This window comes from Paractinoplanes tereljensis, assembly GCF_016862435.1.
Lineage (GTDB): Bacteria > Actinomycetota > Actinomycetes > Mycobacteriales > Micromonosporaceae > Actinoplanes > Actinoplanes tereljensis.
Genome location: NZ_BOMY01000051.1, coordinates 140,626 through 165,828, shown reverse-complemented (window position 1 = coordinate 165,828; position 25,203 = coordinate 140,626). Strand labels below are relative to the sequence as shown.

The 25,203-nt window shown below is 68.3% G+C and carries 19 protein-coding genes; 9 read left to right on the top strand and 10 right to left on the bottom strand.

From position 1 onward, the window contains the following. Positions 1–5: 5 nt before the first annotated feature. From Ate02nite_RS40695 to Ate02nite_RS40675, 5 genes are all read right to left on the bottom strand, one after another. Positions 6–2,348: a glycoside hydrolase family 2 protein gene (locus tag Ate02nite_RS40695; RefSeq protein WP_239148073.1), complete on the bottom strand. Its 2,343-nt coding sequence runs from the start codon at positions 2,346–2,348 to the stop codon at positions 6–8. 11 nt (positions 2,349–2,359) lie between these two features. Further along, a complete protein-coding gene (locus Ate02nite_RS40690) occupies positions 2,360–3,172 on the bottom strand; it encodes a carbohydrate ABC transporter permease (RefSeq protein WP_203813263.1) in 813 nt (270 codons plus the stop codon). Further along, on the bottom strand, positions 3,169–4,005 hold the full coding sequence (locus tag Ate02nite_RS40685; protein WP_239148072.1) for a carbohydrate ABC transporter permease: 837 nt from the start codon (positions 4,003–4,005) through the stop codon (positions 3,169–3,171). The genes Ate02nite_RS40690 and Ate02nite_RS40685 overlap by 4 nt, the downstream gene beginning before the upstream one ends. After that, positions 4,002–5,285, bottom strand: a complete 1,284-nt coding sequence (locus tag Ate02nite_RS40680) for an ABC transporter substrate-binding protein (RefSeq protein WP_203813261.1) — start codon at positions 5,283–5,285, stop codon at positions 4,002–4,004. Before Ate02nite_RS40680 ends, Ate02nite_RS40685 begins: the two co-directional genes overlap by 4 nt. A 132-nt stretch (positions 5,286–5,417) precedes the next feature. Then, the gene (locus Ate02nite_RS40675) at positions 5,418–6,245 is read right to left on the bottom strand and encodes a LacI family DNA-binding transcriptional regulator (RefSeq protein WP_203813260.1); all 828 of its coding nucleotides are present in this window, start codon (positions 6,243–6,245) and stop codon (positions 5,418–5,420) included. Between the two features lie 18 nt (positions 6,246–6,263). Between Ate02nite_RS40675 and Ate02nite_RS40670 the strand changes: the two genes are divergently transcribed. Beyond that, a complete protein-coding gene (locus Ate02nite_RS40670) occupies positions 6,264–7,388 on the top strand; it encodes an ROK family transcriptional regulator (RefSeq protein ID WP_203813259.1) in 1,125 nt (374 codons plus the stop codon). Here Ate02nite_RS40670 and Ate02nite_RS40665 read toward each other — a convergent pair. Further along, positions 7,385–8,764, bottom strand: coding sequence for an amidase (locus Ate02nite_RS40665; protein ID WP_203813258.1), 1,380 nt, complete (start codon positions 8,762–8,764; stop codon positions 7,385–7,387). The genes Ate02nite_RS40670 and Ate02nite_RS40665 overlap by 4 nt on opposite strands. A 111-nt stretch (positions 8,765–8,875) precedes the next feature. On the opposite strand from Ate02nite_RS40665, the gene Ate02nite_RS40660 reads away from it, so the two are divergent. Next, entirely contained in the window at positions 8,876–10,651 is a 1,776-nt protein-coding gene (locus Ate02nite_RS40660; RefSeq protein ID WP_203813257.1) for an FAD-binding dehydrogenase, read from the top strand. A gap of 52 nt (positions 10,652–10,703) precedes the next feature. On the opposite strand, the gene Ate02nite_RS40655 is transcribed toward Ate02nite_RS40660, so the two are convergent. Both Ate02nite_RS40655 and Ate02nite_RS40650 read right to left on the bottom strand, forming a co-directional pair. After that, complete coding sequence (locus Ate02nite_RS40655) at positions 10,704–12,371, bottom strand: glycoside hydrolase family 43 protein (protein WP_203813256.1); 1,668 nt, start codon at positions 12,369–12,371, stop codon at positions 10,704–10,706. Between the two features lie 32 nt (positions 12,372–12,403). After that, positions 12,404–13,213: an SGNH/GDSL hydrolase family protein gene (locus Ate02nite_RS40650; protein ID WP_203813255.1), complete on the bottom strand. Its 810-nt coding sequence runs from the start codon at positions 13,211–13,213 to the stop codon at positions 12,404–12,406. 391 nt (positions 13,214–13,604) lie between these two features. Between Ate02nite_RS40650 and gmd the strand changes: the two genes are divergently transcribed. From gmd to Ate02nite_RS40620, 6 genes are read left to right on the top strand one after another with little or no spacing between them, the layout of a single operon-like run. Further along, the gene (gene gmd, locus Ate02nite_RS40645) at positions 13,605–14,630 is read left to right on the top strand and encodes a GDP-mannose 4,6-dehydratase (RefSeq protein ID WP_239148071.1); all 1,026 of its coding nucleotides are present in this window, start codon (positions 13,605–13,607) and stop codon (positions 14,628–14,630) included. Between the two features lie 52 nt (positions 14,631–14,682). Further along, entirely contained in the window at positions 14,683–16,125 is a 1,443-nt protein-coding gene (locus tag Ate02nite_RS40640) for a flippase (protein WP_203813254.1), read from the top strand. A gap of 22 nt (positions 16,126–16,147) precedes the next feature. Beyond that, positions 16,148–17,695 (top strand): O-antigen ligase family protein, encoded by a 1,548-nt coding sequence (locus Ate02nite_RS40635; protein WP_203813253.1) that lies wholly within the window; start codon positions 16,148–16,150, stop codon positions 17,693–17,695. Then, on the top strand, positions 17,692–18,816 hold the full coding sequence (locus tag Ate02nite_RS40630) for a glycosyltransferase family 4 protein (RefSeq protein WP_203813252.1): 1,125 nt from the start codon (positions 17,692–17,694) through the stop codon (positions 18,814–18,816). The genes Ate02nite_RS40635 and Ate02nite_RS40630 overlap by 4 nt, the downstream gene beginning before the upstream one ends. 2 nt (positions 18,817–18,818) lie before the next feature. After that, positions 18,819–19,961 (top strand): glycosyltransferase family 4 protein, encoded by a 1,143-nt coding sequence (locus tag Ate02nite_RS40625; RefSeq protein WP_239148089.1) that lies wholly within the window; start codon positions 18,819–18,821, stop codon positions 19,959–19,961. After that, positions 19,958–20,875: a GDP-mannose 4,6-dehydratase gene (locus Ate02nite_RS40620; protein ID WP_203813250.1), complete on the top strand. Its 918-nt coding sequence runs from the start codon at positions 19,958–19,960 to the stop codon at positions 20,873–20,875. Before Ate02nite_RS40625 ends, Ate02nite_RS40620 begins: the two co-directional genes overlap by 4 nt. A gap of 65 nt (positions 20,876–20,940) precedes the next feature. Here the strand turns inward: Ate02nite_RS40620 and Ate02nite_RS40615 are convergent, their stop codons facing one another. Next, positions 20,941–22,251 carry a sugar transferase gene (locus Ate02nite_RS40615; RefSeq protein ID WP_203813363.1) on the bottom strand — a complete coding sequence of 437 codons (1,311 nt, stop codon included), beginning with the start codon at positions 22,249–22,251 and terminating at the stop codon, positions 20,941–20,943. Between the two features lie 597 nt (positions 22,252–22,848). Between Ate02nite_RS40615 and Ate02nite_RS40610 the strand changes: the two genes are divergently transcribed. Next, positions 22,849–23,943, top strand: coding sequence for an LCP family protein (locus Ate02nite_RS40610; RefSeq protein ID WP_203813249.1), 1,095 nt, complete (start codon positions 22,849–22,851; stop codon positions 23,941–23,943). A gap of 68 nt (positions 23,944–24,011) precedes the next feature. Here Ate02nite_RS40610 and Ate02nite_RS40605 read toward each other — a convergent pair whose 3' ends face one another. Beyond that, a complete protein-coding gene (locus tag Ate02nite_RS40605; RefSeq protein ID WP_203813248.1) occupies positions 24,012–25,142 on the bottom strand; it encodes a glycosyltransferase in 1,131 nt (376 codons plus the stop codon). Between the last annotated feature and the right edge of the window lie 61 nt (positions 25,143–25,203).

Below are 25,203 nucleotides of genomic sequence, written 5' to 3'. Positions count from 1 at the left end.
TTTCCTTACGACCGCAGGACCGACGCCAGATCGGTGAGGACCCACGGGGCTTTGACCAGGCCGGCATCGAGCTCGACCGGGGCGCGAACGGAGAAGGTGGCCGACTCGCCGGGCAGCAGCGTCACGAACCCGCGGTCGACGACGGCCTCGGGATGGATCCGGTCCGGCTGCAGCAGCAGGTCGCGGGCCAGGCCGGCGGCGTGCACGAGCACGTCGAGCCCGCCGTCGACGGGTTCCGCGGTGACCGTCAGCCCGGCGTCGGCAGGCGAGAAGTCCCCGGCGAACCAGAGATCGCGGACGCCGTCGAGCCGGGCGACGAGAGATGCGGATCCGGCGAGGGATCCCGGCACCGGAACCAACACCACGGTTCGCGGCGCGACCTCGACCGACATTTCCGAATTGTCTGGCACGGGGTCGACTCGCTCGATGCTGAGCCGGCCGGTCCAGGGGACGTCGCTGTCGTTGGCCACCGCGACGACCAGCCCACCCGAGCGTGGCTGGAACGAGAGCGTCCGCGCCGCATAGAGCTGCCGCAACTCGAAGTAGAGGGGCTTGTAGCGGCCGGCGCCGTCGATCGCGGCCCAGGACGTGACCGGCCACAGGTCGTTGAGCTGCCACAGGATCGTGCCGGCGGTGTGCGGCCAGTGCGACCGCCAGTGGCTGATGCCGGTCCGGACCGCCCGCACCTGGTTGAGCTGGGTCAGGTAGTGCCAGGCCTCGGCCGAGGTCGGCGGCGGGAAGTGCGGGGCCAGCCCGCGCGCGAGTTTGCCGTTGCCGTCCTCGGCCTTCTGGTGGTGCAGCACGCCGGGGGAGTCGGGCCGCAGTGGTTCGTCGGAGACCGCGTCGCGCAACGTGCGCCAGGCGGGCGGCGCCTGCCAGCCGAACTCGGCCACGAACCGTGGCGCCGAGTCGCGATAGTGGAGGTAGTCCTCCCGGTTCCAGACCTCCCAGGAGTGGAACGTGCCGTGGTCGACCGAGTTGGGCTCGTGCTCCCAGGACCCGGACCAGGGACTGCCGGCCATATAGGGCCGGGAAGGATCCAGTTCGGCCATGATCGACGGCAGAGTGTCCAGGTAGTAGCCAGAGCCCCAGGAAGACGAGCCGCCCGGCTGCGACGACCAGCCGCCGGCCTCGTACAGCCAAAGGTTTTCGTTGTTGCCGTTCCAAGCCACCAGGCTCGGGTGCGAGGACAGCCGGACCACGTTCTCCCGCGCCTCGGCCACCACCTCGGAGTAGAGCGGTTCCTCCTCCGGATAGCAGGCGCAGGCGAACAGGAAGTCCTGCCACACCATCAGCCCGAGTTCGTCGCACACCTCGTAGAAGTCGCGGCTCTCGTAGATGCCGCCACCCCAGACCCGCACGAGATTGACGCCGGCCGCGGCCGCCTCGCCGAGTCGCCGCGCGTACCGGGCGCGGGTCATCCGGGACGGGAAGATGTCGTCCGGGATCCAGTTGACCCCCTTGATCAGCGTCGGCGAGCCGTTGAGGTGGAAGACGAACGCGCCGTCGGTGGTGTCGATCTCGACCGTGCGGAAACCGATCCGCCGCTCCCACCGATCCAGCTCGTCGTCGCCGTCGAGCAGCACCACGCTCAGGTCATGCAGCGCCGGATCATCCGGGCTCCAGGGCACGACGCCGGGGATCTCGGTCTTGAAGGAAGAGCCATCGTGGACCGGGACGGTGGCGATCTCGGTGCCGTCGAGCCGGATCCGGGCGCGCAGGTCCCGGTCCCGGGTGCGCTCAACGGCAAGATCAAGATCTAGGAAACCACTGCCATTTCCGTACGTCGTCAGCGCGCGCACCGACCGCAGCCGGGCCGTGCTCCACCCCTCGAGCCGCACCGGTCGCCAGATGCCGGCCGTGACCAGCGTCGGACCCCAGTCCCAGCCGAAACTGCAGGCCATCTTCCGGACGAAGTTGAACGGCTCGGGATACGCGTTGGGGCGGGGACCGAGCTCCGCCCGTACGCTCTCGGCTTCGGTGTAGGCGGACGTGAATTTCACCGAGAGGGGCCGCGGGGTGGCATCGACGAAGTCGGTGATGTCGAAGCGATAGCTTCGGTGCATGTTGCGGGTCGCGCCCAGCGTGACCCCGCCGAGCGAGATCTCCGCGACCGTGTCGAGTCCTTCGAAGACCAGGTCGATGCGGTCGGGCCGGGGTCCGTCCCAGGCGATGTCCCGGGTGTAGGTCCAATCGGCCCGGCCCACCCAGGCGACCGCGTTCTCGTTGTCGTCGAGGAACGGGTCGGGGATCAGCCCGGCGGTCAGCAGGTCGGTGTGCACGCAGCCGGGAACTTCGGCGTCCGTGCGGACAGGGCCAGACAGCGTCCAACCGCCGGCGAGATCCATCGCGGATCCTTTCATTTGGTCGCTCCGGCGGTGATGCCGTTGTAGATGAAGCGCTGGAGCAGCAGGAAGATCACGACGGTCGGCAGGATGACGATCATGGTGCAGGCCGCGATCGTCTCCCACTGCGCGCCGTAGGGGCCCTTGAACCGGAACAGCGCGGTCGAGATGACGCTCAGATCGGGCGAGCGCAGGTAGAGGAACGGGATGTAGAACTCGTTGTAGATCGCGATGCCCTTGATGATCACGACGGTGGCGATGGCCGGGCGCATCAGCGGCAGGATGATCCGGCGGTAGATGGTGAACCGGCCGGCGCCGTCGATCATCGCGGCCTGATCGAGGCTCTTCGGGATCGACTGCATGAACTGGATGAAGATGTAGATCGAGACGATGTCGGTGCCGAGGAAGAGCACGATCGCCGACCACAGGCTGTTGACCAGGCCCATCGACTTGACGATCTGGAACGTCGCGACCTGCGTGGTCACCCCGGGCACCAGGGCGGCGACCAGGAACAACCCGAGCACAAGACGCTTGAAGGCAAAGGCAAAACGGCTGATGGCGTACGCCGCCAGAGTCCCGACGAATACCGTGCCGGTCAGCGAGACGGCCAGGATGATCGTGGTGTTCCAGAAGCCGCGCAGCATGTGCCCGTTGGTCCAGGCGGTCGCGAAGTTGTCCAGGTTGAGCCAGTTCCGCGGCGGCGTCAGCGGCCCGGTCGAGTTGTACTCGGCGTGCGTCTTGAACGCCGCGAACAGCACCACCACCATCGGGACCAGCACGATCACACTCGCCACGACCAGCGACAGGTATTTGGGGACGCTCTTCACGACAGCGCCACCTCCTCGTCGGGCAGGATCAGCCGCTGCACCCAGGTGACCGCCAGCACGATGAGCAACAGGACGACGGCCATCGCCGAGGCCAGCCCGATCTGCCGGAACTGGAATGCCGTGTCGTAGGCCTGGATGACGAACGTGCGGGTGTCGTTGGCGCCGCCGGTCATGATGAACGGGATCTCGAAGACGCTCAGGCTGCCGGAGATCGCCAGGATCACCGAGAGGCTGATGATCCGGCGGATCCCGGGCGCGATGATGTGCCGGAACTGATGCCACCGGTTGGCGCCGTCGATCTCCGCGGCCTCGTAGATCTCGCCCGGGATCGACTGGATCGCCCCCAGGAAGAGCACGAAGTTCAGCCCGGTGAACCGCCACACCGACGTGCCGGCCAGGGAGAAGTTCGCGACGTCCGGATCGCCGAGCCACAGCGGCGTGTGGCCGCCGAGGATGGTGTCCAGGGTGCCGCCCGGCTGGAAGAGATAGAGGAAGACGAACCCGACGGCGACCCCGTTCAGGAGGTACGGGAAGAACAGGATGCCCTTGAACAGGTTGCGGAACCGGGTGTTGAACGACAGCACGGTCGCGAAGTACAGGGCGATCGTGATCTGCGCGAACGACGCTCCGAAGTAGTACAGGCTGACCCGGAAGACCTGCCAGTAGCGCTCGTCGGTGAAGACCCGGACGTAGTTGTCCCAGCCGGCCGGTGCCATGACTGTGGACAGCCCGTCCCAGTAGTGGAAGCTGTACCAGATCATGTTCACCACCGGGACGTACGTGAAGGTGATCAGCAGGGCCAGCGCCGGGGCGACGTAGAGCCAGGGCTTCACTTCATGACCCGGGCCTGGGATGCGGCCCACCGCTTGTTCAGCTCGGCGAAGTACGACTCCTTGTCGCCCTTGGCCGCGCCGCGGGCGATGTCGACAAGCTTCTGCCGGTAGATGTTGCCGCCCAGGTCGATCTCGGAGTCCTTGATGATCAGGTCTTCCTTGCCGGCGTTGGTGGTCGCCGCGGGCAGTTCGATCAGCTCGACGCCGGTGTTCTGGAAGTCCTGCAGGGCCTTGGGCAGCGGCTGGCCGATGACCGGCGGGACGGCCTGCTGGTCGGCGGCGAAGCCCGACTCGGTGACGAAGAAGTCCAGGAAGGCCCGGGCCGTCGCCTTGTTCTTGGAGGTCTTGGCCACGGCCGCCTTGTAGTCGCCCTGGATGCTCGAGTAGAACTTCCCGCCGGTCTGGTACGGGAACGGCCAGAACGCGATGTCGTCGGGGGCCGAACCGGCCGCCTTCATCTGCGGGATGGCCCAGGACCCCAGGAGCATGGTCGCGACCTTGCCGCTCGCGATCATCGGCTTGGAGCCTTCCCAGTTGGTCGTCAGCGGGTCCTTCTCGCTGAGACCGGCGTGCACGATGTCGTACAACAGCCCGTCGGTGAGGTACTGGATCTTCCCGGGCTGCCAGGGAGCCGGGTCGGCCGGGAACTTCTCGTTGATCGCCGGGTCGTCGAGGATCGACCGCTCGCTGTTGAAGATGCTCAACGGCCAGCCGTCCTTGTAGTTGGTGTAGAACGGCGTGGCCTTGGTCTTCGCCTTGATCGCCTGCAGGCCGGCCAGGAACTCCTCGGGCGTCTTCGGGGGAGCGGTGATCCCGGCGTCGGCCCAGATCCGCTTGTTCACGACGACGCCGCTGGCCACGCCGCCGACGGACAGTCCGTAGACCTGACCGTCGTACGCCTTCTCGTCGGTGAACCGGAACTTCGGCTTGAGCGAGTCGACGCTGCCGAGCGGCTCGAAGAACTGCGACAGCTGGTCGACCGTGACGGTGTTCGGGATCAGCAGCACGTCGCCGTAGTCGCCGCCGCTGAGCTGGGTGGTGACGTCGCCCTCGTAGTTGGTGACGCCCTCGAAGCTGACCTTGGTGCCCGGGTGCTTCGCCTCGAACGCCTTCGCGTATTTCGGGAGGGCGGTGTCGACCAGGTCGGTGCGGTTGGTCAGAACCGTGATGGCGCCGGTGATCTCGCCGCTCTGTTCGGTGTCGTCGCCGGCACCACCGGTGCAGCCGGCGAGCAGGGCGAGTGCGGCGGTCATGCCGAAGAGGTGCCGTCTATTGATCATGCCGGTTGCCCGTCTGTCGTTCGGGTGGGGGTTGCGGGCCAGCATGGGACGGCTGTTGCCGTCATGTCAAGCTTAGATTAATAATTTAAGTACTCGCGAGTTTTGTTTGGGTGCCTTGTGACCTGCGAAAACCTAGCGCGTGCTTTCTCGCACGACGATGTGGGCGGCGGGGGCCTCGTAAACGGCCGGGGTGGCCCCGGCCATCGCGTCGAGCAGGGCCGACGCCGCCAGCTCGCCGATCCGGCTCACGTCGTGGCTCATCGCCGACAGGGCCGGCACGGCCAGCTGGCAGAGCGCCGAGTCGTCCCAGGCCACCACCGACACGTCGGCCGGCACGGCCAGGTCGTGCCCGCGCAGGGTGTCCAGGGCGGCCACCGCCATCACGTCGCTGTCGCAGACGATCGCGGTCGGCTTCCCGGCCAGCAGCTCGGTGGTCGCGGCCGCCCCCGACTCGTACGAGTAGTCGCCGCCGGCCCGCAGCAGCGTCACCCCGCGGGCCGCCGCCTCCTCGTCGGCGCCGGCCCGGCGCAGCTGGGTGTGCGCGAACGCGAGCGGCCCGCTGATGTGCCCGATCACCTCGTGCCCGCGCTCGGCCAGGAACCGGATCGCCTCCCGGGCCCAGCCGGCGTCGTCGGTCCACACCGTCGGCAGGCCGGACGCGGTCGACGGGGCGCCGAGCACCACCGCGGGCAGGCCGAGCCGGCCGACCAGCGCGACCCGGTCGTCGTCCGGCACCAGGTCGACCAGGATCACCCCGTCGATCTCCTGCCGGGTCGCCCAACGCTCGTAGGTCTCGGCCTCGGCGGCCCGGTCGGTGACCACCTTGACCAGCACCGAGACTCCGGCCGGGGTGAGCACGCGCTCGAGCCCGTCGAGGAACTCGTGGTAGTACGCCTCCTCGCCCAGCACTCGCGCGGCGCGCGCGAGAACGAGCCCGACCCGGCGCTGCGCTCGATTCACCAGCGATACTGTACGGGCATGGCACGTCGTGAAACGCCGGTAGCGGGGCCGGGCAGCCGGGCACTCGTCGTCGACGTGATCCGGTCGGCCACCTCCATCAGCCGGGTCGAGCTGGCCGAGCTGACCGGCCTCACCCAGGCGTCGATCTCGAACATCGTCCGCGACCTGATCGCCGACGGCGTCATCCACGAGACCGGCTCGGTCGACTCCATTCGCGGAAAGCCGCGGAAACTGCTGGAGATCCGCCCGGCCAACCGTTTCGGCATCGGTTTCCAGGTCGGCCCGGAAACGGTCACCTGCGTGGCCGCCGACCTCACCGGCGGGGTGGTCGGCCGCGAGGTGGTCCCGCTCGGCCCCGGTCCGCTGGAGACGTTCCTGGCCGGCCGGTTCGAGGAGTTCACGGCCGGTCTCGACCTGCCCCGCGACCGCGTCGAAGGCCTCGCGATCGTGGCGCCGACCGCCCCGGAATGGGGTCCGGTGCGCTCGGCGCTGGCCGATATTTTGGGCATTCCGATCCTGGTGGAGAATGACGCGGCCGCGGCCGCGCTCGGTGAATTCTGGAGTCGCCGGGTCTCCCGCGAACAGGCCTTCGGAAGCGTTTACCTGTCCCAGGGAATCGGCGCCGGCCTGGTCTTCGGCGGCGCGCTGTTCCGGGGCGCGAGCTTCGACGCCGGCGAGCTCGGCCACCTGTCCATCGCGTACGACGGCCGGCCGTGCCCGTGCGGCAACCGTGGTTGCGTCGAGCGGTACGCCTCGATGGCCGCCACCGTCGAGGCCGCCCGGGCCATCCCGGCGCTGGCCGGCGCCACCTACGACACCGTCGCCCGGGCCGCGGTCAGCGGCAACGCCGAGGCCTTCGCGGTGCTCGACGCCGCCGCCGGCTACCTGGCCGTCGCGGTGACGTCGATGGTCAACCTGCTCGACCTCGGCCGCGTCGTGCTGACCGGCCCCGGGGTCGCCGTGGCCGGCTCGATCTACGCGCGCCGGCTGCGCACCCACCTGGCCGGGACCGCCCACGCCCGGCACCGCCACGAGGTGGTCGTCGAACTGTCCGCCCAGCCGCGCGACGCCGCCGGCATCGGCGCCGCCGCCCTGGTCGTACAGGCTTCGATCGCCCCCGGCCACACCGTCGGAGTGCGTTAGCCGAGCAGCGGCGGCGTGCGGTCGGTCCAGTTCGTGTGGCGCTCCCAGGCCTGGGCCAGCTCCAGCAGGGAGCGGTCGTCGTGGTTGCGGCCGATCACCTGCAGGCCGATCGGGAGGCCGTCGGTGCTGAAGCCGGCCGGCATCGCCAGGGCGGGAGCATTGATCAGGGTGGCCAGGGTGCTGACCTCCATCCAGCGGTGGTAGGACGACATCTCGGCCTCTCCGATGTGGGACGGCCAGTGCAAGGTCGCGTCGAACGGCATTACCTGGGCGGTGGGCAGGACGGCGTAGTCGTACGTTTCGAAGAGCTTGCGGAACGCCTGGTAGAGGGCGCTTCGCCGGACCGAACCGGCCAGCACCTCGCGGGCGGTCAGACCACGGGCGCCTTCCAACTCGTACGCCAGCTCGGGTTTCAGGGTTTCGATGGGGGCGGGGGCGTCGGAACCCGCCAGCCAATGTCGCAGCGTGAGCCACGTCGGCCAGAGGTCTTCCACGGGGAAGTCGGGGAGGGTCTCGGTCACGGTGATGCCCAGGCCGGCGAAGTCGGCAAGCGCGGCCCGGGTCACCTGCAGCACCGAAGGTTCCATCGGCAGGTAACCGCCCAGATCGCCCAGCCAGGCCACCTTGCGGCCGCGGACATCGCCCAGCGACGCGAACGAGGTGTCCGGCAGGGACAGCGGCGCGCGCGGGTCGTAGCCGGACATGGTCTGCAGCAGCGCGGCCAGGTCCGCGGCGGTGCGGGCGATCGGGCCCTCGACGCCGGACTGGGCCACGAAGACCTCGTCGGCGAGGCTCGGCACCCGGCCGACCGACGGGCGCAGGCCGAGCACGTTGTTCCAGCCGGGCGGGTTGCGCAGCGAGCCCATGAAATCGCTGCCGTCGGCCACCGGCAGCATCCGCAGCGCCACCGCGACCGCCGCGCCGCCGCTGCTGCCGCCGGCCGTCCGGGTCTGGTCATAGGCGTTGAGCGTGGTGCCGTGGACGTTGTTGTAGGTGTGCGAGCCGAGCCCGAACTCCGGCACGTTGGTCTTGCCGATGAAGATGGCGCCGGCCGCGCGGATCCGGGCGACGTGCAGCGAGTCGGCGGCGGCCGGTGGCGGGTCGCGGAAGAAGCCGGCGCTGGTCGGCAGGCCGGCCGCGTCGGCGAGATCCTTCACCGCGAAGGGGAAGCCGTGCATCCAGCCGTTGGGCTCGCCTCGATCTTTTTCCCCGGCTGAAGCCAGCAGGGTGGAGCGCGGTTGCAGGGCGACGATCGCGTTCACCGAGGGGTTGAGGCGCTCGATCTGGTCGAGATAGGCGGTCATCACCTCGACGCAGCTGACGTCCTTGCGACGAATTGCCGCTGACAGCTCGGAGGCGCTCCAGTTCACGATCATGTCCGGACGCTACAACGATCCGGCTCAGGCTTGGCGCTCGGCGACTATCGCCGCGATCGATCGAACTGTTTCCATGTGCTCCACGTCACCGCACCGGCCCCGGGAGGGCACATGGAGTCAGGTATCAGTCGTCGTCGAGCCTTGGCGGTAGCCGGTGGTGCGGTGGCCGCGACGGCCGTCGCCCAGGTCGCGTCGCCCGCCTTCGGGGCCGCGGCCGCCTACGACGCCGACGCGATCGTGGTCGGCGGTGGCCTGGCCGGGCTGGTCGCCACGTCCGAGCTGGTCGCGGCCGGGCGCAAGGTGCTGCTGCTCGACCAGGAACCGGAGGCCAGCCTCGGCGGGCAGGCGTTCTGGTCGTTCGGCGGGCTGTTCTTCGTGGACTCGGCCGAGCAGCGGCTGATGGGCATCAAGGACTCGCTCGACCTGGCCTGGCAGGACTGGCAGGGTACGGCCGGGTTCGACCGCGGCGTGGACGACCCGGCCGGCCAGGACTACTGGGCGGCGAAGTGGGCGCGGGCGTACGTGGAGTTCGCGGCCGGGGAGAAACGGTCATGGCTGTCCGGTCTCGGTGTGCAGTGGTTCCCGCTCGTCGGCTGGGCGGAGCGCGGCGGGGGACTGGCCACCGGACACGGCAACTCGGTGCCCCGCTTCCACGTGACGTGGGGCACCGGGCCGGCCGTGATGGAACCGTTCGAGAAGAAGGTGCGGGCCGGAGTCGCGGCCGGCAAGGTGGTCTTCAAGTTCCGGCACCGGGTCGACGAGGTGGTGAAAACCGGGGGAGCGGTCACCGGCGTACGCGGAGCGATTCTCGAACCCAGCACCGCCGCGAGAGGAACGCCCAGCTCGCGCACCGCGGTCGGCACTTTCGAACTGCGCGCCCCGGTGGTGATCGTGACCTCCGGCGGCATCGGCGCCAACCACGACCTGATCCGGCAGAACTGGCCGGCCCGGCTCGGTAAGGCCCCGACCAAGATGATCACCGGCGTGCCGGCCCACGTGGACGGCCGGATGCTGGCGATCACCCAGACGGCCGGCGGCCGGATCGTCAACCCGGACCGGATGTGGCACTACACCGAGGGCCTGCGCAACTACGCGCCGATCTGGCCCAACCACGGCATCCGGATCCTGCCCGGACCGTCCTCGCTGTGGCTGGACGCGAACGGCAAGCGGTTCAGCGCCCCCGACTTCCCGGGTTACGACACCCTGCACACGCTCGGCACGATCACCGGGACCGGCTACGACTACTCGTGGTTCGTCGCCACCCAGGACATCGTGGACGCCGAGTTCGCGCTCTCCGGCTCCGAGCAGAACCCGGACCTGACCAACAAGAACGTCTGGCAGCTGCTGTCCCGGATCTGGCAGACGCCGGAGCCGGTGCAGAAGTTCGAGAAGTACGGCGAGGACTTCGTGGTCGCCAACACGCTGCCCGAGCTGGTCGCCGGGATGAACCGGATCACCGGCACCAACCAGATCAACCTGGACGACCTGAAGAAGCAGATCGACGCCCGGGACCGGGAGATCGACAACAACTACAGCAAGGACGCCCAGGTGATGGGCATCCGCAACGCGCTGTCGTACATCGGGGACTCGCTCAGCCGCACCGCCGACGCCCACAAGCTGCTCGACTCGAGCAAGGGGCCGCTGGTCGCGGTGCGCCTCAACATCCTGACCCGGAAGACCCTCGGCGGCCTGCAGACCAATCTGCAGGGGCAGGTGCTGGACGCCGCCGGGGCGCCCATCCCCGGCCTCTACGCGGCCGGCGAGGTCGCCGGGTTCGGCGGCGGCGGGGTGCATGGTTACCGCTCTTTGGAGGGTACGTTCCTGGGCGGTTGCCTGTTCTCGGGTCGCCAGGCGGGTCGCGCGGCGGCGGCCGCCACTGCTTCCTGACGATTTTTAATGCCCGGGCCGGGCGCACCCTGCCCAGCCCGGGCACCCCTCTTCACCCAGAGGTCTTGTAGGTGGCGCGGTCGAAGTCGGCGAAACCGCCCTCGCGCCCCAGGTCCTGCACCCACAGGCCGACGAACGCCCCGGTGAACCCCCACGCCTCGGGCTCGCCGTCGGCGACGCTCGCGGCGTACTCATCAGACAGCGTGGTGGCGTCGAACGCCGGGCCGAGGTCTTCCCACTCCGGCTCGTCGGTGGGCTCAGTCGCGTACGCGAAGGTCAGCTCGGGTCCGTCGAAGCGCAGGCGCAGCGCCAAGCGGGACACCCCGCTCAGGTCGCGGCGCACGTCCGGGACCACCCGGACCTTGCCGCTGTCGCAGGCCAGGATGCCCAGCACCGGCGTGCCGTCGTCCTCGGCCGTGACGTAGAGGTAGTACCAGTTCCGGGTGTTGTAGTAGCCGGTGATGCCGGCCAGCTGCCGGTAGTTGCGGGGCTGGAACTCCAGCACCGCGTCGAAGGTGAGCCGGCGCGCGGTCACCCGGCGGGCCACCAGGCTCGGCCGCAGCCGGGTCATCGGCGACTGGCCGCCGTAGATGCGCAGGTGCGACGGCCGCTCGGTGAGCGACACCCAGTCGGGGGTGGCCGGCCGGCGCAGCGTCGACCAGTTGACGCCGAGCTTCTCGGCGTCGAAGTCGTCGTCCTCGAAATTCTCGGTCGACACCGGCCGCTCGGCCGGAACCGTCACGCCGAGCGGGGCCGGCACGATGTCGGCCGGGACGCCGCCGGCGATCCGCGGCCAGCCGTCCTCGGTCCAGGTGACCTCCTGGATCGCCGATTCGCGGCCCAGCACGCAGCGGCCGAGCGTGGAGTACGGCCGGCCGACCAGGTGCGCCAAATACCACTGCCCGGCGGGGGTCTCGACCAGGCTGCCGTGCCCGGCCTTCTGCAGGGTCAGCTCGGGGTGGCCGTTGGAGGTGAGCAGCGGGCCGGCCGGGTCCGCCTCGTACGGCCCGAGGAGGTCTTTCGACCGGGCGACGGTGACCTGGTGCGTCCAGCTGGTGCCGCCCTCGGCGGTCACCAGGTAATACCAGCCGTCCTTGCGGTAGAGGTTGGGCGCCTCGGTGACCCGCGCCTCGGTGCCCTCGAAGATCATCTGCTCGTCGCCGGTCAGTTTCTGGGTGGCGCGGTCGTAGCGCTGGATCGAGATGCCGCCGAAGCGGTTCCGGCCCGGGCGCCAGTCGGCGACCATCGACAGCATGTAGGTCTCGCCGTCCTCGTCGTGGAACAGCGACGCGTCGAAACCGCGGCCGTGCAGCACCACCGGGTCGGACCAGGGCCCTTCCGGGCTTTCCGCGGTGACCAGATAGTTCTGCGGGTCCCAGTAACCGCCGGCGAAGGTCGAGACGTCGGTGTAGAGCAGGTGGAACTGGCCGTGCGCGTAGGTCAGGCTGGGCGCCCACACCCCGCCCGAGTCGCCGGCGCCGGTGAGGTCGAGCAGCCGGGTCTCGTTGAGCGCGCCACCCAGCGGCCGCCAGTCGATCAGGTTGGTGGAGTGGTGCAGGCGCACGCCCGGGAACCACTCGAAGGTCGACGTGGCTATGTAGTAGTCGGAGCCGACCCGCAGGATCGACGGATCCGGGTGGAAGCCGGTCAGGACCGGGTTGGACAGCGCCCGGCCGGCCACGGCCTCCGCGTCGGCGGTCGTGGTCTCGGTGCTCGTCATCGCTCAACCCCCGGGTCGTAAGTTCCGTGACTCTATCGCAAGTTGCGATTCGGGGGAGCGGTGATTATCGGCGCTATTCGGTGGGGACCGCCACGGAACTCCTCGGCCACCATCCGGGCCAGGGCCGGCATCAGGTCGGTCGACCGCCGCAGCAACCAGCGGTTGCCCTCGGTGGCCAGCCACCACGCCCGGGCCGCGAGGGTCGGCTCCGGGTTGGTCGCGGCCAGCCCGGGCAGGGCCGGCACGACGTGACCGGCGGCCCGCAGCGCGGTCGCGAACCGGAACGCGATCAGCCGGTGCCCGCGCTCGCTCGGGTGCAGCCGGTCCACGCTCCAGTTGTTACGCGCGTAGACCGAGGTGTCCTCGGGCCGGCCGGCCAGGTCCACGTGGATCGTGCCGTGCTCGGCCGCGATCCGGTCGAGGGTCTCGTTGAGGGCGGTCATCCGGCGGTCCAGCGGCCGGGCGATCATCGCCGGCAGGCCGAACATCCGGCCCGGGTCGGGCAGCCGCGCGGTCAGCACGGTCGCCCCGGCCGCGGTCAGCGCGGCCACCGTGTCGCTCAGCACGACGCCCAGCTGCCCGGCGTCGAAGTCGCCGCGCAGCGTGTCGTTCATGCCGACCAGCACCGAGGCCAGGGTCGGGCGCAGTTCGAGGGCCGCCGGTAGCTGCTGCTCGGCGACGTCGGCGATCCGTGCTCCGCTGACCGCCAGGTTGGTGAAATGGGCGGGTTCGAGACTTTCGGCGAGGATCGCCGCCCAGCCGCGCCAACTGCCGCCGGGCATCGGGTCGCCATAGCCACTCGTCACCGAGTCGCCGAGGGATGCGAACCTGAACGTGGACATGTTTGTACTGTCGGGGCGCTGTCGAAGCAGCAGGTGAACTGCTCGGGCCGGGATTGTGAAGTTTGTCACCCAAAGGTGAATCGGGTCGGACCGGGCGCGGCCGAAAGGTCGGGAGGTCACGCCGGTGATCGGAGTCGTCGTTTCGGTATGCGCGCGAGTAAATACGTAAACCGAATAATACGGACGAGTAGCGCGAACCTGACGGCCTTCGCGGCAGCTCGGGACGCATCCCGTTACAGCCCGAGTTGTCCTGCTCACTCGCGGCCGGATCGCGCTCCGGACCCGGGTAGAGGGGAGCACAGACTTCGCGTAGCATGACCGCGCCTTGCCCTGCGAATGGCGGAGCAGGGAATTCGAGCAATTGAACTGACCGGATGGAGAACGAGCGGGGATGGCACCAGTGCAGAAGCGGGCCCTGATTACCGGCATCACGGGCCAGGACGGGCTCTATCTCGCCGAGCTTCTGGTCGGTAAGGGATACCAGGTATTCGGATTGATCCGAGGGCAGAACAACCCCAAGCGGGAAATGGTCGAGCAATTGCTGCCGGCCGTTGAGCTGCTCGAAGGCGATCTGGGCGACATGACCTCACTGGTCGAGGCGGTCAATTACTGCCAGCCGGACGAGGTCTACAACCTTGCTGCCATTTCGTTCGTTGCGTTCTCGTTCAAGCAGCCGGAACACACCGGAAACATTACCGGGCTAGGAGCACTGCGCCTGCTCGACGCGATCCGTATCGTGGACGAGGGCAAGGGCCGCATCCGCTATTACCAGGCGTCGACAAGCGAGCTCTTCGGCAAGGTCCGGGAAACCCCGCAGACCGAGCTGACCCCGTTCCACCCGCGCAGCCCGTACGGCGTGGCGAAGGCGTACGCCCACCACATGACCGTCAACTACCGCGAGTCGTACAACCTGCACGCCTCCTGCGGCATCCTGTTCAACCACGAATCCCCTCGTCGTGGCCACGAGTTCGTGACCCGGAAGATCACCAGCGCGGTGGCCCGGATCAAGCTGGGCCTGCAGGACTCCATCTCGCTCGGCAACCTCGACTCGAAGCGCGACTGGGGCTTCGCCGGCGACTACGTCCGCGGCATGTGGGCCATGCTCCAGCAGGACGAGCCGGACGACTACGTGCTGGCGACCGGCGAGACCCACTCGATCGGCGAATTCCTCGACCTCGCCTTCGCGGCGGTCGGCATCGAGGACTGGAAGCCCTACGTCAAGCAGGACGCGCGCTTCATGCGCCCGGCCGAGGTCGACCTTCTGCACGGCGACCCGACCAAGGCCAAGAAGGTGCTGGGCTGGGAGCCCGAGGTCTCTTTCCCGCAGCTCGTGGAAATGATGGTCGAGAACGACCTGCAGATCGAGAGCACCCGGATTCCGCGGCAGTTCGTGCCGCCAACCAGCCTCGTTCGGTGAGGTCGATGTTCAGCAGCGGAATCGTCATCTCCGCCCTGCACCACATCGCCGCATGAGCCAGAACCGGCGAATCCTGAAGAACGCGGCCGCGTTGTACGTGGCCGAGTTCGTCGCCCGCGCGACGTTGCTCATTCAGCTGGTTCTGGTAGCGCGGACGCTCGGTAGCGGGGAGTACGGCAAGCAGGCGCTGGTCCTGTCGGTTATGGCAATTGCCGCGAACCTGACGGACTTCGGCTTCAGCACCCTCGGCGTCAAGTTGATCGCGGCCGAGCCGCAGTCGATCAATCGCATCGGGTCCGGGATGCTGGTCATCAAGGTCGCGGTGGGCTTCCTTTCGAGCCTGGCCATCATCGCGGTCGTGCTGGTGTCCCGGATGCCGAGCGACCTCACCTGGATGTACATCCTCAGCGCGCTGACGCTGATCACGACCGCGTACACGACGAGCATGTCGTCGATCTTCCGCGGGTACGAGATCATGCAGTACGACGCCTACGGCCGGATCGGCATCGCGTTCCTGACCACCGGTCTGGGCGCGCTGCTGCTGGCGCTGGGCTACGGCATCGTGGTCATCGTCGCGATGACCTCGGCCCTGACCATCGTCAATGCGCTGTACATGAAGGCGGTCAACAGCTATCGGAAGCTCTTCCGCTTCCGCTGGCCCGAGTCCAACCAGGAATACACCCATCTGCTGAAGCTGGCTCTGCCGTTCGCCTCGCTGGCGGTACTGGTGGCGATCAGTTACCGGGTGGACACCCTGATTCTGGGATTGTTCGAGTCGACCGATGTGGTCGGTGAGTATTCGGCCGCGTACCGAATCTTCGAACTGTTCCTGATCGTGCCCGCCATCTTCGCCGGTGTGCTGTTGCCGGCGACGTCGGCCCGGCTGCACTCGGACAAGGCCGCGGCGCACGCGCTGACCATGCGGGCGGTCCGGTATTTCAGCTACCTGTGCTTCCCGCTGGCGATCGGACTGTCGTTGTTGGCGGCCCCGGTCATCACGCTGTTCTACGGCAGCAAATACCCGGACAGCATTCTGGTCCTGCAATTGATGAGCTTCAGTCTCATTCCGACGTTCATCGCGCACATCACGGCCAATATCTTCCACGCCAGCACCCGGCCGCAGCTCAACACGTACATCGCGTTGCTCAGCGTGATCTTCAACGTTTCCGTCAACTTCCTGCTGATCCCGAAGTTCGGTCTGGCCGGAGCGGCGATCACCAGCGTGGCCACGCAGCTGATCGTGCTGGTGATCGGCACCATCATGATCAACCGCCACGTCTTCGAGCTGCCGTACTGGCGTGTGCTGTGGCGTCCGATCCTGGCGAGCGCGGTCATGGCCGGCGCCATGTTCCTCTACCGGAGCATCTGGCTCGTGCCCGTCTACATCCTGGTGTACGTGATCGCCCTGTACGCCTTGCGCGGATTCACCGAGCAGGACAAGGAAGTCCTGCGCGCGGCGCTGCCCCAGCGCCGCAGTGGAGCCGCGGCGAGATGATTGGACTGCAGTGTTGACATCAATGGTGCGAGAGCTGCGCTCGGCGGTTCCAACCACGGGGCGCCCCCGGTCGGCGATCATCTCCGACGCACTGTTCGTAGCCGGTCTCGTGCTCACCGCGGTCATCATGTCCTGGGACCGGGTGCCGCACGTCGCGACGAGTTTCCCGTACCTCTCGCTCGTCGACAGCCGCGGGCTGGCACCGCAGGAACTGCTCGCCTTCCTCCTGCTGTTGCAGCGCGGTCTGGTGATGGCCTGGGAGCGGCTCCGCAACAAGGGCGGGGCCTGGCCCAGCTCCGGCATCCTGCTGGCGTTCGGCCTGCTGGCCGTGGCCGTCGGGGTGGCCGCCGTGACCGCGTTCAACTTCAAGGTCGCGGTCCTGGCGTCGTTGATCTTCTGCTTCGCCCTCGGGCGGGGCTGGCTGCTGGCCCAGTACATCCGCGAGCGCGAACTCAAGATGTTCGAGAACGTCGTGCTGTGGGTGCTGGTCGTGGTGCTCGCGCTCGGCTACTTCCAGTTCATCGGGGACGCCTACGGCCTCTCCCAGTCCTGGACGCAGCTGCTCCCGCAGTACAACAGCTCGACCGGCGCCTACCCGTTCCCGCGGGTGCAGTCGTTCTCGCTGGAGCCGCTCTATCTGGGTCACTGGATGTTCCTGCCGATCGGCATCCTGCTGACGCGGTACTGGCGCACCCGGAAGGCCTCGATCTTCGAGCAGGTTCTGCTGGTGCTGGCTCTCGCCCTGTTCCTGCTCACGCTGTCCCGGGGCGCCATCGCGGGGCTGGGGCTGGCCGTCCTCGTGCTGATCGCCGTCGGCCGGGCCTGGCGTCCCCTGCTCTTCCTGGTGCGCAACGGCGTGCTGACCCTGCTGGTGGTGGCCGGGATGCTGCTGCTCGCCAGCGCCCAGCACAACGCCCGCCTGGCCGAGACGGCCCCGTCGGCCGCGCCGGACGCGTCGTCGCCCTCCTCCGGACCGTCCACCCCCGCGGCCGAGCCGACGAAGCCGGGCGTGGTCGGCTCGTTCACCGGGCACGCCATGGACGTGAACGACCCGTCGGCCCAGACCCGGTACGAGCTCTGGCCCGCGACCGTCGACATCATCAAGGAGCACCTGGTCACCGGCGTCGGGTTCAACAACGTGCGCCTGCTGCTGCATGACGGCGCCTCGACCGCGTCGCCGGCCGAGGCGAACGCGTTGCAGCCGGTGAACAACGACTACCTGACCTTCCTCAGCGAGCTGGGTCTGGTCGGCGTCCTGCTGGCGCTGCCCCTTCTCTGGCTCATCCTGCGGGCGCTGTGGGGTGTCGTGCGGACCCGGCTCGACCATCCGTCCAGCCCGTACGCGTTCGCCGTGGTGGGCATGGCCGTCGAGGCCAACTTCTTCCAGTCGTTCTCGCTGCTGCGCACCTGGGTGGTCATCGGGCTGCTGATCGCCGGAGCGCGGCTGATGCGCGAGCGGCAGGTCCGGGTCCGAAACACGGAGCACCTGGCCGAGACCGTGATCCTCAACCCGGCGCTGGAAGAGACCGCAATCCTCAACCTCGGATCGGCTGGTTCGAAGACCGCATGAGAATCGTGATCGACGGACGCATGCTGTCCTGGACCGGCATCGGCCGGTACACCGCCGCTCTGCTGGAGGGGCTGGAGGCGATCGACCGCAGCAACGAGTACATCGTGCTGATGCGCCAGGAGGACTGGGCGCGGTGGAAGCCGCAGGAGGCCAACTTCCGGCGGGTCGAGTGCAACATCGACCCGTACTCGCCGGCCGAGCAGACCACGCTGCCCAAGATTCTCCGCGACCTGGCGCCGGACGTGGTGCACTTCGTGACCCCCAACGCGGCCGCCCTCTACCGGGGCACCAAGGTGGTCACGGTCCACGACCTGACCCTGCTGGACTTCGACACCAGCCGGGGATCGCTGCCGAAGCGCTTGGCCGGTAAGGCCAAGCGCCTGCCGTTCCGGCTGATCTTCCAGCGGCAGCTGGCCACCGCCACGCGCATCGTGACGGACACCGGTTACGTCCGGGACCAGCTGATCGAACGCTTCGGTCTCGACCCGGCCAAGGTCACGGCCGTGTGGATCGCCGCCGACTCGGCCGAGCTGACCGAGGCCCGGGAGGAGACTCTCGAGGGTGTGTCGGCGTCGGACTCGCTGATCTTCTACGTCGGCAACTACTTCCCGTACAAGAATGTCCGGGTGCTCATCGAGGCCCTGGCTCTCGTGTCGCGCAGCCGGCCGGACGTGAAGCTGGTGCTGGCCGGCAAGACCGGCGAGTACCAGGAGGGCCTGCTCGCGCTGGCCGAGTCGCTGAACGTGGCCGACCGGGTCATCCTGCCCGGCTTCATCAGCGACGGCCAGCTCAACTGGCTCTACAAGAACTCCGCGATGTACGTCTACCCGTCGCTGTCCGAGGGCTTCGGGCTGCAGGGCCTGGAGGCGATGGCGCAGGGCCTGCCGGTGCTCTCCTCGACCGCGACCTGCCTGCCCGAGGTGTACGGCGACGCGGCTCTGTACTTCGACCCGCACGCGGCCGGGGACCTGGCGCAGAAGATCGCCGAACTGCTGGCCCGGCCGGAACTCGCGGCCGAGATGGCGTCCCGGGGATACGCGCGCCTGCCGCTGTTCTCCTGGCGGGCAACCGCGGAAGCAACCCACCAGATCTACCTGGAGGCCGTTCAGTGGCGCCGTTGAGAGTGTTCATCGAGGGGACGCCCCTCTTCCGCCAGCGCACCGGCGTGGGTCAGTACACCAAGAACCTGCTCGAAGCCCTTTTCCGGCTCGACGCGGAGAACCACTACACGATCTTCTCGTTCGCCTTCCTGGGCAAGGGCACGGACGTCCGGCCGATCCCGGAGTCGCCGCGGCTCAGTTACCGGTTCATCCGGTACATGCACCTGAAGATGTTCAACGCGGTCGTCCGCAAGGTCACGTCGCCGCCGATCGACGTCATGCTGGGCAGCAAGCCCGACCTGTTCCTGTTCCCCAACTTCGTGCGCTACCCGCTCCCGCTGGGCAGCCGCGCGGTCGCGATCATCTACGACCTCTCCTTCGTGCTGCACCCCGAGCACGTGGCCCGCCGCAACCGTGAGTTCCTCACCCGGTACGTGCCGCTGACCATCGAGAAGTCCGAGCACATCGTGACCATCTCGGAGAACTCCAAGCGTGAGATCGTGGAGTTCTACGGAACCGATCCGGACAAGATCTCGATCGTCAGCCCGGCCATCGACCACAGCTTCTTCTACCCGCGCCCGTCGAACGAGATCAACGCGGTAGCCGCGAAATACAACATCAAAAAGGCCTACATCCTGTACGCCGGGACGCTCGAGCCGCGCAAGAACATCCGCAGCATCCTGGACGCGTACGCGAAGCTGCCGGCCGAGGTGCGCGAGAAGTACTCGCTGGTGCTCGCGGGCGGTAAGGGCTGGCTCGACCAGGACATCAAGAACCGGCTCGACGAGCTGCAGCACATGGACATCATCACCACCGGGTACGTCCCGGACGAGGACCTCCCGGCGCTGTACAGCGGGGCGACCGTGTTCGTCTACCCGTCGCTCTACGAGGGGTACGGCATGCCGCCCCTGGAAGCGATGGCGTGCAACACCCCGGTGATCGTGGCCAACAACTCGTCGCTGCCCGAGGTGGTCGGCGACGCCGGCGTGCTGGTCGACGCGTACGACGTCGATTCCCTGGTGATGTACCTGGAGAAGGTCCTGGGTGACCCGGCGCTGGCCGCCGAGCTGCGCCGCCGGGGCCTCGAACGCGCGCGGTCCTCGAACTGGGACGAGAGCGCGCGACGACTTCTCGACGTGATCAACAAGTACGGTGCGCAGCAGTGACCGCGCTGGTCACCGGGGCCACCGGGTTCGCCGGCGCCCACCTGATGGAGGCGCTGCGGCAGTCGGGTGAGGCGGAGGCCTACGGGACCTCGCTGTCGGGAAGCGCGGACGGTCATATCCGGCAGACCGACCTCACCGATTACGACGCGGTGGTGGCCCTGCTCGACGAACTGCGGCCGGAGACCATCTTCCACCTGGCCGCCTTCGCCTCACCGGCGCTGTCGTTCAAGGAGCCGGTGGTGGCGGTGACGTCCACCCTGGCGATGCAGATCAACCTGTTCCAGGCCTGCCTGGCCCTGCGGATCAAGCCGCGCATAGTGGTGGTCAGCAGCGGTCAGATCTACGGCATGAGCGACGCCGCCCGGCTGCCGCTGGACGAGAGCACGCCGCTGGACCTGCCGAGCCCGTACGCGGTGGCCAAGGTGGGCCAGGAGAACCTGGTCTCGATGTACGCGAAGCTCGGTGTCGAGTCGGTCATCGCCCGGCCGTTCAACCACATCGGACCGGGTCAGCAGCCGGGTTACCTGGTCGCCGACCTCACCAAGCAGATCGCCGACCTGGAGCGCGACGGCGGCGGGGTGCTGCGGGTCGGCAACCTGAGCTCCAAGCGCGACTTCACCGACGTCCGGGACGTGGTGCGGGCCTACATCCAGCTGGCCGCCAAGGGCACGATCGGTGAGGTCTACAACGTCTGCACCGGCCGGTCCCGGTCCGGGCAGGAGATCCTGGACCTGCTGCTGACCGCCTCGGACGCGCAGATCCGCACCGAACCCGACCCGGCCCGGATGCGGCCGGCCGACGTCCCGGATCTTCGCGGCGACGCCACCAAGATCCGGCTGGACGCCGGCTGGGTCCCCGAGATCCCGCTGGAACAGACGCTGTCGGACACGCTGGCCTACTGGCGGTCCCGCTAAGCACAGAACCAGGAACGGGCCTGAGCGGATCGCTCAGGCCCGTTTCTGTTGGGCTTCTTTACCGGTTACCGGCCGCCGCCGCGGAAAACCTCACCGACGGTACGGAGGATGACCTTTACATCGAGCCAGAGCGACCAGTTCTCGATGTAGTAGTTGTCGAACCGGGCCCGGTCGGAGATCGGGGTGTCCCCACGCAGGCCACTCACCTGGGCCAGGCCGGTCAGGCCGACCGGCACCCGGTGGCGCATCGCGTACTCCGGGTAGTCGACCGAGAAGCGGTCGACGAAGTACGGCCGCTCCGGCCGCGGGCCGACGATGGTCATGTCGCCGCGCAGGATGTTCCACAGCTGCGGCAGCTCGTCGAGGGACGTGCGCCGCATGAACTTGCCGAACGGGCCGACCCGGGGGTCGTGGCCGATGTTCCAGTTGGTCTGCGACTCGGCGTCGTCGACCGGCCGCATCGAGCGGAACTTCAGCACGTTGAACGGCTTGCCGTAGCGGCCGATCCGCTGCTGCTTGAAGATGATGCCCCGGCCGCCCTCGAACAGCGTGCCGATCGCGCAGAACGCCAGGATCGGCGACAGCAGCAGCAGGGCGAGGCCGGAGAAGAACACGTCGGTGCTGCGCTTGACCGCCCATTTCGGGCCGGACAGGTTGGGCCGGCGCAGCGGCACCACCGGGATGGCGCCGATGTGGTCGGGGGAGCCGACCGAGCCCGGGAACTCGCGCAGCCGCGGCACCATCCACAGGTCGGTGCGGGCCAGTCCGGGCGCCCGGACCGCGCGCAGCAGCCGATTTTCCGAGCAGTCGATGTCGGCGATGATGACCACGTCGCACTCGGTGTAGCGGACCAGTTCCTCGAGCGACTCCGGCTCGCCGACCAGCGGCATGCTCTCCCGCTTGTTGTGCGCGGTCGAGGGCACGTCGACGAAGCCGGCGAAGCGCAGGCCGTACTGCGGGTAGCGGCGCAGCAGGCGGGCCAGCTCCAGGGCGATCGGACCGCCGCCCAGGATGATGGCCGAGTGCTCGACGATGCGCTTGCGGCGGGCGTAGAGCACCGCGAGCCGGCTGATCGCGCGGGCCGGTAGGAGCAGGGCGCCGGAGACGGCGACCAGCCGCAGGAAGCCGTCGATGTAGTCGATCGAGCCGTGCCGGCCGGCCATCACGATGGCGGCCACCGCGGTCGCGGCCAGGAACCGGAAGTAGATCGAGGGGAGCTCGTCGAGCACGCTGAGGTGCCGGCGGGCGCGGTAGAGCCCGCCGATGGCGAACGCGCACACGGTCAGCAGCGCGACCGAGGCGACGCCCTTCCAGTACTGCTGGTTCCAGGCGATCGGGGCCAGCAGTGCGGCCAGGTCGATCGGGAGGGCGAGCATCCAGGCGCGCAGCGGCCGGGTGCGGGACGCCTTGGCCGACGGGATGTACGGCAGGACGACGGTCGAGCGGGAGTTGCCGCCGGGGAGGACCAGACGCTCGGTCGGCGGGTCGTCGGGCTTGCTCGTCTCCTCGGGGCTGCGCCTCGGGCCGGGAATCACCATCGGCCCGATCGCCTCGTGCTCACCGGTCGGCGTCCACCAGTCGAACTCGTTTCGTTCGCTGAGCACGTCGGCTGGCCCGTCGTCGGACGGTCTCGGGGAGTGTCCCGAAAACGTAGGGCCGGTCTGCACCATCGCGTTCCCCCGTGTTACGAAAGCGGCTCATATACCGCGATCGACGGGGAATGATAGAGGGCGCCGTGGGATGTGCGCCACCCGACCCCGGGCCCCGGACCAGGTCGGTTGGTCGATGGCTGGTGTCCTATTTATACCTTTTCCTGAAACTGGTTGGCATTTGCATTGTGGTCATCTGCTGTCGAATCCCCGCAATTGGTTCGCCGGGGTAACGAGATGCAATTCCTCACAACTTCATTTTGCGGCTGTTTATGTGCTGTTCAAGGTCGGTGGCGACTTGCACCGGTCAGTACGATCTCAGCCATGCCGACCAGACAGCCGACCTATGACCGCGATGCCACTGAGGTGATCGGCGGCGTGGGCAACGACGGGAACATCCCTGGCGGGGGTCCCAAGACTCACAAGAAGCGCAACCGGAAGAAGATCATCCTGATCGTCGTTCTGGTGCCGGTCATCCTGGCTGGGCTCGGCCTCATCGGTGCTGGTCTCTACCTGCACAATGTGGAGTCGAACGTGCAGCGCGTCGATGCCTTCACCCAGGTGCCGGAGGCCAGCCGGCCGCAGAAGGACGCGGCCGCCAAGGACGCCACCAACTTCCTGCTGCTCGGCAGCGACACCCGCGACCCGGAGAACGAAGGCGGCTCCCGGTCCGACACCATCATCGTGCTGCACCTCAACGGCAAGCAGGACGCCGCGCAGCTGATCTCCATCCCGCGTGACTCGTGGGTGCCGATCCCCAAGTCGCAGGACGGCAAGCACGGCGGTGTCGACTCGAAGATCAACGCGGCGTACGCGTGGGGCGGCGTCCCGCTGATGGTGCAGACCGTCGAGGACTACACCAACGTCCGCATCGACCACGTGGCACTTATCGACTTCGCCGGCTTCAAGGAGGTCGTCGACGCGCTCGGCGGCATCACCGTCGACGTGGAGACGTCGTTCACCTCGACGCACTCGCTCAGTGCCAGCCACACCCGGCACTTCGACAAGGGCGTCCAGAAGATGGACGGCGCCGAGGCTCTCGACTACGCCCGCGAGCGCTACGCGTTCAAGGACGGCGACTTCGCCCGCATCCGCCACCAGCAGCAGGTGATCAAGGCGATCCTCGACAAGGCGTCGTCGGGCGGCACGCTGTCCAGCCCGTCGCGGATCAACTCGTTCCTCAACGCCACCACCGACACGGTCAGCGTCGACAAGGGCCTGAACATGCTGTCGATGGCCACCCAGCTGCGGCACCTGCGCAGCAACAACCTGAACTTCTACACCAGCCCGAGCAAGGGCACCGGCCGGGTCGGCGACCAGAGCGTGGTCCTGCCGGACACCACGAAGGCCAAGGCGTTGTTCGAGGCGGTCCGCAAGGACGACACGGCGACCATCGAGAAGCTGGGCGTCGAGAAGTAATCCGAGCACCAACGAAAATCGGCCGGGTCGATGACCCGGCCGATTTTTTGTTGCCCTGACGACTCAGATCAGCGCGTCTCGTCGTCGATCCAGCGGGCCATCCGGTCGGCGAACCGGTCGCTGGAGAAGGAGTTGGCGTGCCACTGGATCCGGTTCGGGTCGAGTTCGGGCAGGCGGCGGATCGCCTGTGCGTACGGCCCCGGCTCCAGGCCGTCGAGCAGGAAGCCGGTCTCGCCGTCGACGACCGTCTCCAGTAGACCGCCGCGGCGCAGCCCGAGCACCGGGGTGCCGCAGGCCTGGGCCTCGACCGGGATGATGCCGAAGTCCTCGTGGGCCGGGAACAGCAGCGCCCGGGCGCCCCAGTACAACTGCCGCAGCCGGTCGCGCTCGGGGCGTACCTCGAAGTGGATGGGCACCCGCTTGGTGGCGGCCAGCTGCCGGAGGCGTTCTTCCTCCGGGCCGGAGCCGGCGATGACCAGCGGCATGCCGGCCGCCTCGGCGATCTCGATGATGAGGTCGAAGTTCTTGTACGGGATCCAGCGGCCGATGCCGAGCAGGTAGTCCCGGGACTGATATTGATCCTGCGCGGGCGCGCCCGCGAAGTACCGCACGTCGACCGGTGGGTTGATCACCACCGAGTCGCGGTTCCAGAACCGCTGGATCCGGCCCTGCACCTCGCGGGAGTTCGCGGCGTACGCGTGCACGTGCTTGCTGAGCCGGATGTCGGCCTTCTGCAGCACCTTGCGCGGCACCTTGAGGGCCGGGTGCGAGCCCCGCCCGTCGAAGTCGGGGCTCCACACGTAGCGCGCGGGGGAGTGGATGTAGCTCAGGTGCCGGGTCTCCGCCGGATCGCCGAGCTTCACGGTGTGCGCGAACGCGTGCGACGACGAGATGACCACGTCGAACTTGTGGTTGGACAGGGTGCGCCAGACCAGCGGCATCGCGGGCAGGGCCAGGGCCTTGCTCTTGATCAGCGGGGTGTTCGACATCCAGGACTGGTTCAGCCGCAGCCGCTCGGTGTCGACCCCCTCGTCGGCCCACAGGACCAGGCGCTCGGCCTGCGGCAGCAGGTCGGCGATGGCCAGGAAGACGGCCTCCGAGCCGCCGGTGGCCCCGAACCACTCGTGAACCAGCGCCACCGAGCGGCCGGCCAGAAGCGGCAGCTGCGGAAGGCGTGCGGTCGAGTCCGGCATTGTCATGAGGCGGCGCCCACTTCTGTCCCCCGAAAGCTATCCGCGCGCGAGGAAGATCCCCCGCGCT

What these genes read in the sequence shown, in the direction of transcription:
- gmd (WP_239148071.1), top strand. Translation starts at nt 13,605, where the DNA reads ATGGCACCAGTGCAGAAGCGGGCCCTGATTACCGGCATCACGGGCCAG.
- Ate02nite_RS40680 (WP_203813261.1), bottom strand. Translation starts at nt 5,285, where the DNA reads ATGATCAATAGACGGCACCTCTTCGGCATGACCGCCGCACTCGCCCTG.
- Ate02nite_RS40630 (WP_203813252.1), top strand. Translation starts at nt 17,692, where the DNA reads ATGAGAATCGTGATCGACGGACGCATGCTGTCCTGGACCGGCATCGGC.
- Ate02nite_RS40650 (WP_203813255.1), bottom strand. Translation starts at nt 13,213, where the DNA reads ATGTCCACGTTCAGGTTCGCATCCCTCGGCGACTCGGTGACGAGTGGC.
- Ate02nite_RS40695 (WP_239148073.1), bottom strand. Translation starts at nt 2,348, where the DNA reads ATGGATCTCGCCGGCGGTTGGACGCTGTCTGGCCCTGTCCGCACGGAC.
- Ate02nite_RS40615 (WP_203813363.1), bottom strand. Translation starts at nt 22,251, where the DNA reads ATGCTCGCCCTCCCGATCGACCTGGCCGCACTGCTGGCCCCGATCGCC.
- Ate02nite_RS40635 (WP_203813253.1), top strand. Translation starts at nt 16,148, where the DNA reads ATGGTGCGAGAGCTGCGCTCGGCGGTTCCAACCACGGGGCGCCCCCGG.
- Ate02nite_RS40605 (WP_203813248.1), bottom strand. Translation starts at nt 25,142, where the DNA reads ATGACAATGCCGGACTCGACCGCACGCCTTCCGCAGCTGCCGCTTCTG.
- Ate02nite_RS40640 (WP_203813254.1), top strand. Translation starts at nt 14,683, where the DNA reads ATGAGCCAGAACCGGCGAATCCTGAAGAACGCGGCCGCGTTGTACGTG.
- Ate02nite_RS40610 (WP_203813249.1), top strand. Translation starts at nt 22,849, where the DNA reads ATGCCGACCAGACAGCCGACCTATGACCGCGATGCCACTGAGGTGATC.
- Ate02nite_RS40655 (WP_203813256.1), bottom strand. Translation starts at nt 12,371, where the DNA reads ATGACGAGCACCGAGACCACGACCGCCGACGCGGAGGCCGTGGCCGGC.
- Ate02nite_RS40660 (WP_203813257.1), top strand. Translation starts at nt 8,876, where the DNA reads ATGGAGTCAGGTATCAGTCGTCGTCGAGCCTTGGCGGTAGCCGGTGGT.
- Ate02nite_RS40665 (WP_203813258.1), bottom strand. Translation starts at nt 8,764, where the DNA reads ATGATCGTGAACTGGAGCGCCTCCGAGCTGTCAGCGGCAATTCGTCGC.
- Ate02nite_RS40670 (WP_203813259.1), top strand. Translation starts at nt 6,264, where the DNA reads ATGGCACGTCGTGAAACGCCGGTAGCGGGGCCGGGCAGCCGGGCACTC.